Source organism: Natrialba sp. SSL1 (genome assembly GCF_001861355.1).
Classification (GTDB): domain Archaea; phylum Halobacteriota; class Halobacteria; order Halobacteriales; family Natrialbaceae; genus Natrialba.
Map to the genome: position 1 here is coordinate 89,524 of NZ_MASN01000004.1, position 13,541 is coordinate 103,064.

Annotated in this window: 10 protein-coding genes; 5 read left to right on the forward strand and 5 right to left on the reverse strand. The window is 64.9% G+C overall.

The annotated features are described in order from the left end of the window. The first annotated feature begins 77 nt into the window (after positions 1-77). From hutU to hutH, 4 genes are read left to right on the forward strand one after another with little or no spacing between them, the layout of a single operon-like run. Positions 78-1,880 carry a urocanate hydratase gene (hutU, locus tag BBD46_RS01910; protein ID WP_071400074.1) on the forward strand — a complete coding sequence of 601 codons (1,803 nt, stop codon included), beginning with the start codon at positions 78-80 and terminating at the stop codon, positions 1,878-1,880. After that, a complete protein-coding gene (hutG, locus tag BBD46_RS01915) occupies positions 1,880-2,863 on the forward strand; it encodes a formimidoylglutamase (RefSeq protein ID WP_071400075.1) in 984 nt (327 codons plus the stop codon). Before hutU ends, hutG begins: the two co-directional genes overlap by 1 nt. Next, entirely contained in the window at positions 2,860-4,179 is a 1,320-nt protein-coding gene (gene hutI / locus BBD46_RS01920; protein ID WP_071400076.1) for an imidazolonepropionase, read from the forward strand. Before hutG ends, hutI begins: the two co-directional genes overlap by 4 nt. Then, on the forward strand, positions 4,176-5,786 hold the full coding sequence (gene hutH / locus BBD46_RS01925) for a histidine ammonia-lyase (protein ID WP_071400077.1): 1,611 nt from the start codon (positions 4,176-4,178) through the stop codon (positions 5,784-5,786). Before hutI ends, hutH begins: the two co-directional genes overlap by 4 nt. Before the next feature lie 54 nt (positions 5,787-5,840). Here hutH and BBD46_RS01930 read toward each other — a convergent pair whose 3' ends face one another. Next, a complete protein-coding gene (locus BBD46_RS01930) occupies positions 5,841-7,343 on the reverse strand; it encodes an aldehyde dehydrogenase family protein (protein ID WP_071400078.1) in 1,503 nt (500 codons plus the stop codon). Between the two features lie 148 nt (positions 7,344-7,491). Continuing rightward, a complete protein-coding gene (locus BBD46_RS01935; RefSeq protein ID WP_071400079.1) occupies positions 7,492-8,898 on the reverse strand; it encodes a phosphoglucomutase in 1,407 nt (468 codons plus the stop codon). Positions 8,899-9,039: 141 nt separating this feature from the next. On the opposite strand from BBD46_RS01935, the gene BBD46_RS01940 reads away from it, so the two are divergent. Continuing rightward, positions 9,040-10,032 (forward strand): ROK family protein, encoded by a 993-nt coding sequence (locus tag BBD46_RS01940; protein WP_071400080.1) that lies wholly within the window; start codon positions 9,040-9,042, stop codon positions 10,030-10,032. Positions 10,033-10,058: 26 nt separating this feature from the next. On the opposite strand, the gene BBD46_RS01945 is transcribed toward BBD46_RS01940, so the two are convergent. The 3 genes from BBD46_RS01945 to BBD46_RS01955 all read right to left on the reverse strand — a co-directional run bounded on the left by BBD46_RS01945 (position 10,059) and on the right by BBD46_RS01955 (position 13,359). Next, positions 10,059-11,570, reverse strand: a complete 1,512-nt coding sequence (locus BBD46_RS01945) for an aldehyde dehydrogenase family protein (RefSeq protein WP_071400081.1) — start codon at positions 11,568-11,570, stop codon at positions 10,059-10,061. Positions 11,571-11,678: 108 nt separating this feature from the next. Next, positions 11,679-12,062: a cupin domain-containing protein gene (locus tag BBD46_RS01950; protein WP_071400082.1), complete on the reverse strand. Its 384-nt coding sequence runs from the start codon at positions 12,060-12,062 to the stop codon at positions 11,679-11,681. Continuing rightward, positions 12,055-13,359 carry a glycosyltransferase gene (locus BBD46_RS01955; protein ID WP_071400083.1) on the reverse strand — a complete coding sequence of 435 codons (1,305 nt, stop codon included), beginning with the start codon at positions 13,357-13,359 and terminating at the stop codon, positions 12,055-12,057. Before BBD46_RS01955 ends, BBD46_RS01950 begins: the two co-directional genes overlap by 8 nt. Between the last annotated feature and the right edge of the window lie 182 nt (positions 13,360-13,541).

The following is a 13,541-nucleotide window of genomic DNA, read 5'->3' on the forward strand; positions in this document are numbered from 1 at the left end:
TTGACGCGCACTAGTACTTAAACCCATAGCCGTATGGAAACACGATCCTCTCGGTCGGTGCGAGTGACTAGACAGGTATGACCACACCCACCCAGGAGTCGACGAACGACGGCGAGGCCGACAACGGTACGGCCGACGACGCTGCACACGACATCGGCACGCCTTCTGAACAGTGGCAGGAGTACCAGGGCGCACCCACAGGCACGGAGATCGAGTGCGAAGGCTGGCGGCAGGAGGCAGCACTCCGGATGCTCAACAACAACCTCGATCCCGAAGTCGGCGAGAAACCAGAAGATCTCGTCGTCTACGGCGGTACCGGCCGGGCAGCCCGAAGCTGGGACGCCTACGACGCCATCCTCGAGTCGCTCCGAACGCTCGAGGACGACGAGACGCTCCTCGTCCAGTCCGGCAAACCGGTCGGTCGGTTCACCACGCACGAACGCGCACCGCGCGTTCTCATCGCGAACTCGAACCTCGTCGGCAAGTGGGACGACTGGGACCACTTCCACGAACTCGAGTCGAAGGGACTGATCATGTACGGGCAGATGACCGCCGGCTCGTGGGCGTACATCGGTACCCAGGGGATCATCCAGGGAACCTTCGAGACGCTCGCGGAGGCCGCCAGACAGCACTTCCCCGACCGCGAGGGGCTTCGCGGAACGATCACCGTCACCGCCGGCCTCGGCGGAATGGGCGGTGCCCAGCCGCTCGCCGTGACGATGAACAACGGCGTCTGTATCGCCGCCGAGGTCGACGAGGACCGGATCGACCGCCGCCTCGAGACGGACTACTGCATGGAGAAGACCGACGATATCGACGAGGCACTCGAGTTAGCCCAGGCTGCAGCGGCCGATGGCGAACCCCTATCAATTGCGCTGCATATGAACGCGGCAACGATGTTCGACGAATTGCGCGAGCGGGAGTTCGTGCCGGACATCGTGACGGATCAGACGAGTGCGCACGACGAACTCGAAGGATACTACCCTGCTGACTATACTGTTTCCGAATCTGATACACTACGCGAGGAAGACCCCGAAGTGTACGTCGAGGAAAGCCTCGATACGATGGAACGACACGTCGAGGGCATTCTCGCGATGCAAGCGCGCGGTGCGGTCGCGTTCGAGTACGGGAACAACATTCGTGGGCAGGTCCAAGAGCACCGCGGCATGGACGACGCGTTCGACTTCCCCGGCTTCGTTCCGGCGTACATCCGCCCGCTGTTCTGTCGCGGCAAGGGTCCGTTCCGCTGGGTCGCTCTCTCCGGTGACGAGTCGGATATCCACCGCACCGACGAGGCCGTCAAAGAATTGTTCCCGGAGAAGGAGCATCTCCACCGCTGGATCGACCTCGCACAGGACCGAGTTTCGTTCCAGGGACTGCCAAGCAGGGTCTGCTGGCTCGGCTATCAGTCCGCTGACGATCCGGACGACCTGACAGATCGAGCACGGTTTGCACTGCGGATCAACGACCTCGTGGCCGACGGTGAAATCTCCGCACCGGTCGTCGTCACGCGTGACCACCTCGACGCGGGTAGCGTTGCGAGTCCGAACCGGGAGACCGAAGCCATGCGAGACGGCTCCGACGCCGTCGCGGACTGGCCGATTCTCAACGCCTTGCTCAACGCGTCGGCGGGTGCCGATATCGTCAGCGTCCACGACGGCGGCGGCGTCGGCATCGGCAACTCGCTGCACGCGAACAATCACGTCGTCCTCGACGGCTCGTCGCTCGCCGCCGAGAAAGCCCGCCGCGTGTTCACGACGGACCCCGGTATGGGCGTCGTCCGCCACGCCGACGCCGGATACGAGGAGGCACTCGAGGAGGCGGCCGAATCGAACGTTCACGTCCCGATGGCGGACGTAGAAACACAGGAGGAGCGATAATGCAAACGACACCGTCCAACATCGAGTGGGCCTCGCGCTCCAGTGACCCCACGGACGAGACGTTCGGCGAACTCGTCGAGCCAGTCGCAACGGACGATCTGGACGACAGTGACGCGGTACTCGTGGGAGAGCCGTTCGACGCGGCAGTGATCGGTCGCACAGGAGCGATTGAGGGACCGGACGCGATCCGCGACTCCCTCGCAGGCGCGAAAACGCACCACTTCGACGCCGGCCCGTGCTCGGAGCTACAGATTGGGGACTACGGCAACGTCTCTCTCGATTCAGCAGCAGGGGGAACGGCCAGGACTGACGACACAGACCTCACAACGATCCGCTCCGCAATCGAACCCGTCGCTCGCGCCGTTCACGACTCGAGTGCAACCCCGATCTTCCTCGGCGGCGATAACTCGCTGACGGTGCCCAACGTCCGCCCGTTGCTGGAGCGGGGCGACGCCGTCGGCGTCATCAACTTCGACGCCCACCTCGACGTTCGCCACGTTCACGACGACCCGACCAGCGGGACGCCGTACAGAGAGCTACTCGAGTCCGGGCTGGACACCTACACCTGCGTCGGCGCGCGCCACTTCGAGACATCGACGGCGTACGCCTCGTTCCTCGAGGAGCAAGGTGGCGAGATCGTCACAGCAGCGGCGATCGGCTCGGATCTCGACGACGCAGTCCACCGGGTACTCGAGTCCGTCGCCGATGTCGATACAGTCTATCTCAGTATCGACTGCGACGTGCTCGACGCGGTCCACGCGCCGGGGGTGAGTGCGCCGACACCCGGCGGGTTGACCTCCCGTGAACTGTTCGAACTCGTTCGGCGGTTTGCGAGCCACGACAACGACCGCCTCGCGGGCGTCGAAATCGTCGAGTGTGCGCCACCGCTGGACGAAGGCGAGCGAACGGTGACTGCGGCAGCTAGAACGGTTGCACACGCGCTTGCGGGACTGTTGCAGGCATCCGGAGGTGAACACCGATGACCGCCGCCGACGCCGTCATCCACGGCGCGTCGGAACTCGTGGTGGGGCCGGCTACAGGTACAGCCGAGGGCTCCCACCCCGGCGCTGACGGCTCGCCGGCCGACCCGGACGACGTGCTCGAACGGATCGAGGATGGCGCAGTCGTGATCGCAGACGGCGAGGTCGTCGCCATGGGTTCAACTGACGAGATTGTCGCAGAATACCCGGCGGAGAACGCCGCTGTGGCGATCGACGCGAGCGGAAAGACGGTCCTCCCCGGTTTCGTCGACAGCCACACACACGCCGTCTTCGCCGGCGACCGCTCCGACGAGTTCGCCGCCAAACTCAGGGGGAAACCGTACCAAGAGATTCTCGCGGAGGGCGGCGGCATCCTCCGCACCGTCCGGGCGTGCCGGGATGCAAGTGATGCAGAGCTACTCGAGTTACTCCTCGATCGCCTCGATACGATGCTCTCGTTCGGCGCGACGACGGTCGAGGTGAAGTCGGGCTACGGGCTGGATACGGAGACGGAACGGCGGCTACTCGAGGTCGTCGACCGGGCAGCAGAGATGCATCCAGTGCGCGTGATTCCGACGTTCATGGGCGCACACGCAGTCCCGGAGGGCGAGTCGACTGCAGACTACGTAGACCGGGTCATCGAGGATCAGTTGCCAGTGGTGGCGGAGCACGCGGTCTTCTGCGATATCTTTTGCGAGGAAGACGTCTTCTCCGTCGAGGACTCCCGGCGCGTGCTCACGGCCGGACGAGAGCACGGACTCGAACCGAAGATCCACGCGGAGGAGTTCGCCCACCTCGGCGGCAGTCAGCTCGCGGCGGAGCTGAACGCCGTCAGCGCGGATCACCTCCTGCAGGCGACGGAGTCGGACGCGGCGGCTATCGCAGACGCGGGCGTCACTCCGACGCTGCTGCCGGGAACCGCCTTCGCGCTCGGCACCGAGTACGCACAGCCGCGTCAGTTCCTCGCGGCCGGAAGCGAAGTCGCCGTGGCGACGGATTTCAACCCGAACTGCTACGCGCCGGGGATGGAGTTCGCGCTGACGCTCGCCTGCGTCGGCATGGGGCTCTCACCGGCAGAAGCCGTCCGCGCAGGAACCTACGGCGGCGGACTCGCGCTCGGTGCCTCCCGCTCGGAAATCGAGCGCGTGCCGACCGGCTGTGGCACGCTTCGCGAGGGCGCACCGGGCGACGTGCTCGTCCTCGACGCGCCGTCGCACGCCCACATCCCCTACCGGTTCGACGAGTCGGTCGTCGAACGGGCGCTAATCGGCGGCGAACCGGCCTATCGCTCCCGCGCCGGGATGGAGGTGGACCGATGACCGTCACCCTCAATGGCGACTCGCTGACGATCGAGGCGGTCGTCGCCGTCGCCCGTCACGGAGAGACTGTCGAGATCGCAAGTGAGGCCCGCGAGCGCGTTCGGACCTCTCGAGAGCGCGTCGAGGATATCGTCGAGGCCGGCGACCCAGTGTACGGCGTGAACACCGGCTTCGGCGAACTCGTTGACACGCAGGTCCCCCGAACCGAGGTCGCGGAACTACAGACCAATCTCGTCCGGAGCCACGCCGCCGGCGTCGGCCGCGAACTCTCCCGCGAGGAGGTCCGGTCGATGATGGTTACGCGGCTCAACGCGCTCCTCGCGGGCTACTCCGGCATCCGCCTTCGTGTGGTCGAGCTGCTCGCGTCCCTGCTCAACGAGCAGGTCCATCCGGTCGTCCCCTCGCGCGGGAGCCTCGGCGCGTCGGGCGATCTTGCCCCGCTTGCACACCTCGCACTCGTGCTGATCGGCGAGGGCGAGGCCGATGTGTCAGTCGACCCGACGGCTGCCGGCGCGTCTGACGACGGTTCCGCTGCATCCGAGTCCGAGCGCCTTCCCGGTGACGACGCGCTCGCAGCAGTGGGACTCGAGTCGGTCGAGCTCAGAGCGAAGGAGGGACTCGCACTCATCAACGGCACCCAGTTGACGCTCGGACTCGCGGCCCTGCTCGTCGCCGACGCCGAACGGCTCTGTCGCGCGGCAGACGCCGCCGGCGCACTCACGACGGAGGTGTCGATGGGGACGACGGCTGCTTGCGCCGAGCCCCTCCACGAGGTACGACCGCACGCGGGCCAGGCGGAGAGCGCGCGCACCGTGCGACGGCTAACCGCTGACTCGGATGTCGTCGAGTCCCACCGCAACTGCGACCGCGTGCAGGACGCCTACTCGATTCGGTGTCTGCCACAGATCCACGGCGCGGTTCGAGACGCTGTGGCTCACCTCCGCGAAGCCGTCGCAATCGAACTCAACAGCGTCACCGACAACCCGCTCGTCTTCCCGCGGGCGGCGCTCGACGACCGTGCCTCAGGGACGGACCGGGCTGCGGTCGTCTCCGGCGGGAACTTCCACGGTGCGCCACTCGCCCACCGACTCGACTACCTCGTTGCAGCGCTGACCGATCTCGCCGCCGTCGCCGAGCGACGAACCGATCGGCTGGTGAACCCGAATCTGCAGGAATCACACCTGCCGCCGTTCCTCGCCCAGCGCTCTGGCGTCGAGTCCGGGCTGATGATCGCCCAGTACACCGCCGCCTCGCTGGTCAACGAGTGTCGAAGCGTCGGCCGTGCGGCGACCGACAACACGCCCGTCTCGGGTGGCCAGGAGGATCACGTCAGCATGAGCGCGACGGCAGCAGTCAACGCGCGGCGGGTGCTCGACCGTGCCCGCCAGGTCGTCGCCACCGAACTCCTCTGTGCGGCCGAAGCGGCCGAGTACGTCGACGAATCGCTCGGTGCTGGAACGAGCGACGCCTACGAGACGGTCCGCGAGGTCGTCCCGCCGCTGACCGGCGACCGCCGACCGGACGCCGACATGAAGGCGGTCGCGTCGCTGATCGAGACCGGCGTGCTAGACGACGCGGTCGACGAACTCGGTGCTGACACCCAGTGACGATTCGGCGACAGAATCTAATCGGTCCAGAAAAAGCGTATGGGTGGCTGGCCGCTACAGTTCCGGCTCGTCCAGCGCCACGTTGATCGCCTTCGTCTGCGTGTACTCCCCGAGCGTTTCGCGCGCACACTCTCGGCCGATACCCGACTTTTTGTAGCCGCCAAAGGGGATGCCAACGCCGCCGCCGTGGTACTCGTTGATCCAGACACTGCCCGCCTCGATATCGGCGGCCGCACGGTGTGCGAGGCTGGCGTCCTGCGTCGCGACGCCCGAGGCGAGTCCGTAAGGGACGTCGTTCGCCAGCTCGATCGCTTCCTCGTAGCTCTCGAAGGTGATGAGACACTGTACCGGACCGAAGACTTCCTCCTGCGCCAGGCGACTGTCGTTGTCCACGTCACCGAAGACTGTTGGCTCGTAGAACCAGCCGGACTCGAGTGCCTCGGCTGCTGGTGGTTCGCCACCGGCGAGCAGAGTTGCGCCCTCTTCCTGCCCGATCTCGACGTAGTCGTCGACCTTCTCGTACTGGTCGGCGAACGTGAGCGGACCCATCGTCGTACCGTCGACGAGCGGATCGCCGGGCTGCCAGTACTCGGCTGCATCCAGGAACAGGTCGGTGAACTCGTCTGCGACGTCCTCGTGGACGAGGATTCGCGAACACGCATCACACGACTGGCCGGTGTTGTAGTAGATGCCCGCCGCAGCGGTCTCGGCGGCCGCCTCGAGATCCGCGTCGGGGAAGACGACGTACGGAGATTTGCCACCGAGTTCGAGCGTTACCGGCGTGATATCGTCCGCTGCCGCCTTCATCACCTGTTGGCCGACCGGGACCGAGCCCGTGAACGAGAGCTTGTCGACACCGCTGTGTTCGGTTAGCGGTGCGCCGGCGTCCTCGCCGAAGCCGTTGACGACGTTGAATACGCCGTCTGGGAGGATTCCCGCAGAGAGCTGTGCCAGACGGGTGATCGTACACGGTGCCTGCTCGGAGGGCTTTGCGACGACCGTGTTCCCCGCGGCCAGCGCAGCGCCGACCTTCCAGCCGGCCAGCGAGAGCGGATAGTTCCAGGGCAGAATCTGCCCCGCGACGCCGTAGGGCTCCTCTCGCGTGTAGACGTGGTTCTCAGCGCCGACCGGGATCTGCTCGCCGTGGCCCGCCTGTGCCACGGACGCGTAGTACTCGAAGAACTCGAGTGCCTCCTCGACTTCGTCGCGAGCGAACGCGAGTGGCTTGCCGACATCGAGGGACTCGAGACGGGCGAGTTCGTCCACGTGCTCGCGACAGACGTCCATCCAGTCGGAAATGAGCGCGGCCCGCTCGCGGGCGGTCGTGTCGCCCCACTCGCCGTCGGCGGCGGCACTGGCCGCCTCGACTGCGTCGTCGATGTCGGCTGCGGTGCCGCTAGCGACGGTCGTAATGGGCACCGTGGCCGCGGGATCGATCGTTTCGAACCGTTCTCCCGACGCTGGCTCGGCGTGAGCACCGTCGATCCAGTGGTCGAGAGTGAGTTCGGCTGTCGCGTCGTCGATTGCCGTTTCGTGTCGCTCGATGAGTGAGTTCATGGATTGTGTGTGAATGTGAGCGAACGCGCATTCGTCTCACACCACAAACTACTCAACGCCGACACTTAAATTTGAACTATATTTCTATTATAGGCTATTAATTGGCCAATAGACAAACTCTTCTACTATACTCGAATTCGACAGTGAATCAGACGAGTTGCGCTTCGACGAGTTCCTGTCCGGCATCGAGCAGCGACTCGAGTTGCTCGCCGGCCGGCGTCTCGGCGTACACCCGCATCTTCGGCTCGGTGCCGCTCGGGCGGACGAGAATCCAGGAGCCGTCCTCGAGGAGCAACTTGTAGCCGTCGAGCGTGACGGTGTCGACCACGGGTTGGTCGGCGACGGTGTCGGGAAGCGCCGCTTCGAGACCCGCGATAACGGCGTCTTTCCGGTTGTCGGGACAGTCGACGCTGACCTTATCCGCGTGGATTTCACCGTATGTCGCGAAGAGACGGTCGAGTCTGTCGTCGATCGATTCGGTCGCGGCCGCTGCGGCGGCCAGTAGCGCGACGAGAACGCCGTCTTTCGTCCCGATGTGGCCGTCGATGGTGAACCCGCCGGACTCCTCGCCACCGAAGAGGCCGTTGTACGTCGCCATTCCGTCCGCGATCCACTTGAACCCGACCGGCACCTCGTGGACGTCAGCACCGTACTCGCTGGCGATCCGGTCGATCAGGAACGTCGTCGAAACCGTCCGGATGGCGGGTCCCGTTACCTCGGCATCAGCAAGGAGTGCTTCGTAGAGCACCGCAAAGAGGAGGTTCCCGCTCAGCACGCCCCGATCGGGCGTGCAAACTGTGATCCGGTCGGCGTCGCCGTCGTTCGCGATGGCCAGGTCGGCGTCGTGCTCGGCGATGATCGACGGGAGGTCGGCGAGCGTCTCGGGACCCGGTTCGGGTGCGTTCCCGCCGAAGGTCGGGTCGCGATCACAGCGATGGCGGATGACCGTCGCGCCGGCGGACTCGAGTAGCGCGTCGGTAATTCCCCGACCGCTGCCGTGGATGGCGTCGTAGACGACGGTGAGGTCGGAGAGGTCCGTGCCGAGGTATCGGTTGGTGAGTCCGACGGCGTGCGTCGCGTGAGCCTCGACGGGATTGTAGCGGGAGACAGTGCCGTGCTGGGTTTCTGGCAGCGGGTCAGGTGGTGCGATGTGACTCTCGATCGCGTCGGTGATCGACGGCATGGCGGATTTGGCGTCGCCGGGAACGAACTTCACGCCGTTGTACTCCGGCGGGTTGTGCGAGGCCGTGACCATCGCCGCACCGGCGAGGTCGCGGTCGACGACGGAGTGTGCGACGACGGGCGTCGGCAGGTCGCGGTCGGTGAGGAGTACGTCGAAGCCGGCACTCGAGAAGACGTCCGCGAGACTCGCTGCAGCGTCGGCCGACGTGGCTCTGGCATCGTAGCCGACGGCGACGGTGTTTTCGGAGGGGGTGACACCCTGCTTTTCGGTGAGATACGCCGCGATACCCTGGCCGACTCGGCGCACGTTCTCGTCCGTGAAGTGGTCCTGGGTCGCGCGCCAGCCGCCGGTCCCGAAGCTGATCCGACTCATGGGATACCGTACCGAGGCGAGGATGATAAACGCTCGGCTCACGTGACGAGTCGCCCGTTCGTCGAGGCGTGCCTGATCCAATAAGCGGCGCGTGCAGTCGACCACGCACAGTTAAGTCGCCTCGGTGGCTGATTCTCGGTAATGTACGCCGTCGGCGTCGATCTCGGTGCAACGAACGTTCGCGCAGTCGTCGGTAACGACACTGGGACGATCGTCGGCCGTGCCAGAGCCAGGACGCCCCAGGGGCCGACCGCCGACGCGATCACACGAGCAGTCCTCGACGTTGTTCGCGAAGCGTGTCGAGACGCATCTGTCGAACCCTCGACGATCGCCGGCGCTGGTATCGGTTCGATGGGTGCAATCGACCGAGATGCGGGAACCGTGGGTCTCTCGTCAAATCTGGGAACCGACGAGGAATCGCTCGACCCTATCCCGCTGGTCGGTCCGCTCGCGGGCCTACTCGAGACCGACGCCGTCGTCCTGCACAACGACACACTGGCGGGTGCGATCGGCGAGCACCAGCACAGCCATCCCGATGTCGACTCGCTCGTCTACCTCACGATTTCCTCCGGCATCGGAGCCGGCGTGATCAGCGACGGCAGCCCGCTCCTGGGAACGGACGGCAACGCCGGCGAGGTCGGCCACATGACGATCGACGCCGCCGGTCGCCTTCCCTGCGGCTGCGGCGCGGCCGGCCACTGGGAAGCCTACTGCTCGGGGAACAACGTTCCCGCACTCGCCCGGTTGCTGGCGGCGGACGAGGTCAGTGAAACGGAGACAGCACTGCCACTCGAGTCCGACGACCTCACCGCCGCAGAAATCTTCGAACACGCCGACTCGGATCCGCTCGCGACGCGCGTCGTCGACCGGCTCGCCGAACTGAACGTGCTCGGGATGGGGAACGTGATCAACGCGTACGCGCCGGCTGTCGTCAGCGTCGGCGGTGCGGTCGCGCTCAACAATCCGTCGCTGGTCCTCGAGCCGATTCGCGAACACATTGGCTCACAACTCGTCGTGCAGACGCCCGAAATCGTGTGTAGCGATCTCGGTGAGGAAGCGGTTCTGCGGGGTGCGCTTCGCTGTGCGGTTGCGTCTGCGAGCGAAACTGGCGAGGTCGGCGAAATAGAGGACTGATCGGCGTCAGCCCGTCACTCACCCCGTCAGAACCGCTTCTCCTCGGTGTCGTAGAACCACTCTTCAGGGTAGGGATACCACCAATCGTGAACCTGCGGGTTCCAGTCGATAACACCCATCTTCGTCTGGCGGAACGCGTCCAGCCCCTGGCGGCCGAGTTCGCGGCCGATACCGGAGTGCTTCCAGCCGCCGAACGGAATCGCGTCGTTGTCGATCATCGGATTATTGATCCAGACCATGCCCGCCTCCAGCGTCTCGTAGGCTCGCATCGCCTCCTCGAGGTCCGTCGTGAAGACCGACGCGCCGAGGCCGAACTCGGAGTCGTTCGCCTCCGCGAGCGCGTCGTCGAAGCTCTCGACGCGACAGACCGGCGCAACCGGGCCGAACACCTCTTCGCGGACGACGGCCATCTCCGGCGTCACGTCCGTCAACACCGTCGGCTCGTAGAACCAGCCCGTCTCCTGATCTGGCGGCACCTGCCCGCCGCACTCGAGTGTCGCGCCCTTCTCGAGTGCATCCTCCACCAGTCGCTCGACGTTGTCGCGGGCGGCCTCGCTGACGAGCGGGCCGATCTCGCTGGATTCGAAGCCGTTGCCGACGCGCAGCGCCTCGGTCATCTCGACGAGGCCGTCGACGAACTCGTCGTGGACGGCGTCGTGCACGTAGAACCGCTCGGCGGAGGTACAGACTTGCCCGGAGAGGTGGAACGCTGCAGTGGTCGAGCCGGCGATTGCGACCGCCATCGGCGCGTGCTCGGTGACGATGAGCGGGTCGTTGCCACCGGCTTCGATGACGGCGGGCATCAGCTGTTCGCCGGCCGCTGTGCTCACCTTCTGTCCGGTTTCGACACCGCCGGTGAAGGCGACGGCGTCCGTCCCGTCCGACTGGATCATCGCCTGTGCGGTTTCGCCGCGGCCGGTGAGACACGAGACGAGCCCGTCGGGAAGCGACCGGAGGTGCTCCACGAACTGGAGCGTCGAGAGCGGCGTCTGCTCGGACGGTTTGACGATCACGGCGTTCCCGGCTGCGAGCGATGCGGCGACCGTCCAGGCCGTCAATAAGACGGGGAAGTTCGAGGGGACGATGTGGACGGTGACGCCGTAGGGAAACGCCCGGTCGAACTGGAACGACTCCGCCTGCGTCGAGCCGGGGACGTTCCCCTGGTCGTCGCGCGCCAGTTCGGCGTAGTACCGGAAGATGCCCGCGACGTTCGCGAGTTCGCCCTCCGATTCGGGGTAGGGCTTGCCGTGTTCGCGCGTCATCAGCGTCGCGATGCGTTCGAAGTCGTCCGCCTCGATAGAATCCGCGACCTCGTGGAGCGCTGCTGCACGTGTCCCCGCGGGTTCGTCGCCCCACGCGGACTGCGCCTCGACGGCTCCCTCGATGACGCCCTCGACTTCGTCGGGATCACAGACCGCGACGGAGCCCACCGGCTCCTCGGTTGCAGGGTCGATTACGTCCATGGACTCGAGTGACTCGCTCTCGCGGAAGGTGCCGTCGACGAAGATGTGACGGCCGAACGGGTCGAATTCGGTCACTGTGATCCACCTCGGTTTTGCGGTGTTTCTCCCCAAACTGGGGTGTTGTCCTGTGGTTGTGCGGACGTGTCCTGTGGTTTCGTGGGAGCGCTCATGGCTGACAGTCGGTCATCGGCACATGTACACCTTGCGCACGGTTTCGTGAACGCGGCAGGTACCGGTCCAACCGGCGGGGAAGGTTGCGATCGTCCCCGGCTCGATCTCGGTTACGGTGCCGTCCTCGTGTGTGTACGTCGCGCTGCCTTCGAGGAAGTGGCAGAACTCGTCTCGCTCGACCGTACACTCCCAGTAGCCGGGCGTGCAGGTCCAGATACCGCTTTCGGACTCGCCGTCGGGGCCCTTGTAGATGACCGTCCCTGCCGTATGAGACTCACCCTCGATCATGTCCGGGACGGGTCCCCAATCGTCGAGGTCGTCGATATCGATTTCGGTCGGATTCGCAAGCGCGCGTACGGACGGGGATTCGTCGGCATCGGATGGGGTTTCAGACATTCGCGTGATCCTCCAGTACGTCATCGAGCAGCCGTGCCGCCTTTTCTGTTCCGCTATGCTCCTGCATATCGGCCGATGTCTCTGCGACGTTCGCCTGAATCTCCTCGTCAGTCAGGCAGGACTCGAGTGCCTCGGCAAATTCCTCGGGTGTCCAGTCGGAGCGGTGGAGTTTGATGCCGTGGTTCGTTTCGTCGAGACGGGTGGCGTTGTCCTGCCCGTCCCAGACGTACGGCATAATGATCGCCGGTTTGCCGTAGTAGAGACACTCGTTGAACGTGTTGTTCCCGCCGTGGTGGATGACGATGTCAGCCTGCGAAATGACCGACTGCTGTGGGAACCAGCTATCGATTTCGACGTTCTCTGGAATCTGGGACTCGTCGTACTCCTCGATGTACTCGCCGACGTTCACGAGGAAGCGGTAGGGCTGACTGCCGAAGAACTCGAGGAGGCGCTTCATCAGGTCCGTATCGCCAGCGCCGAGGCTGCCGTAGCTCAGGTAGACGAGTGGATCGTCCTCGTCGCCGATCGGCGGGACCTCGTAGGTTTCGTCCTCATCTCGAATACAGCCGTTTAGGTACTGGAACCGGTCCGGGTCGAGTTCGTTCCAGCGGTCCCAGCGCAGCCGTTCGGGGTACTTGATGAGGTTAAGATACGGCGAGGTCTCGAAGAACAGCCCGTGCGGATACGGCTCTTCGCCGTGTTCCCTGAGGAAGTCGTTGAAGTCGTCGTGAACCGGGGCGATCAGTTCGTCGTACCGGCGCTCGAACTCGTGGTGACTCTCGACATCGTCTGCACGACAACCCGACAGGTACGGCGGAATGTTTGGGTCCGGAATCTCGTTTTCCGAACAGGAGACGATTCGGACCCAGGGGACGCCGTACTGTTTGATAGCCGGAAACAGAATCACGTTGTCGACACAGATCAGATCCGGGTCGACCTCCTCCAGTACGTCCGGCAGATCCTGCTGGGCCCACGTTGCGGTTTCGACGATCGCGTCCCAGCATTCGGTGATGTAGTTGTCGAGCTGGTCGTACGGTTCCTTATCGAAGTTCGGGATGTGCTTGTTGATGAAGTCGTCCCAGTACTTCGATTTTTCCTCGGCCGTCAGCGACGGATCCGCCATGTTGACCTCGTAGGTTTCGAACCCGTGGTCTTCGAACACCTCCGCCATGGGTGGGTCGGTAAGGAAAACCGGCTCGTGACCGAGTTCGCGACACTCCTGCGCGATGCCGACCGAATTCAGCGCGGGCCCGTACGCCGCCTCCGGGAAGAAAGCGATCGTCTTGCCAGTGCTCATGACGGTCTCACCTCGACGGAAACGCAGGCCGTCGCGCGATCAATGGTGTCTCGGCTCTGTATGGTAATTTCACCCATGACTGTGTATCTCTGACCCAGAGACCATAAATCATGCGCTGCGGTGACTCTCATTCGGGAACCGACTTCGATACTCGACTAGCGCTGGCACTCAGCCGGCGTTCA

Bases quoted from the DNA above. Each gene is read 5' to 3' on its own strand.
- hutU (WP_071400074.1), top strand. From the start codon at position 78: ATGACCACACCCACCCAGGAGTCGACGAACGACGGCGAGGCCGACAAC.
- hutG (WP_071400075.1), top strand. From the start codon at position 1,880: ATGCAAACGACACCGTCCAACATCGAGTGGGCCTCGCGCTCCAGTGAC.
- hutI (WP_071400076.1), top strand. From the start codon at position 2,860: ATGACCGCCGCCGACGCCGTCATCCACGGCGCGTCGGAACTCGTGGTG.
- hutH (WP_071400077.1), top strand. From the start codon at position 4,176: ATGACCGTCACCCTCAATGGCGACTCGCTGACGATCGAGGCGGTCGTC.
- BBD46_RS01930 (WP_071400078.1), bottom strand. From the start codon at position 7,343: ATGAACTCACTCATCGAGCGACACGAAACGGCAATCGACGACGCGACA.
- BBD46_RS01935 (WP_071400079.1), bottom strand. From the start codon at position 8,898: ATGAGTCGGATCAGCTTCGGGACCGGCGGCTGGCGCGCGACCCAGGAC.
- BBD46_RS01940 (WP_071400080.1), top strand. From the start codon at position 9,040: ATGTACGCCGTCGGCGTCGATCTCGGTGCAACGAACGTTCGCGCAGTC.
- BBD46_RS01950 (WP_071400082.1), bottom strand. From the start codon at position 12,062: ATGTCTGAAACCCCATCCGATGCCGACGAATCCCCGTCCGTACGCGCG.
- BBD46_RS01955 (WP_071400083.1), bottom strand. From the start codon at position 13,359: ATGAGCACTGGCAAGACGATCGCTTTCTTCCCGGAGGCGGCGTACGGG.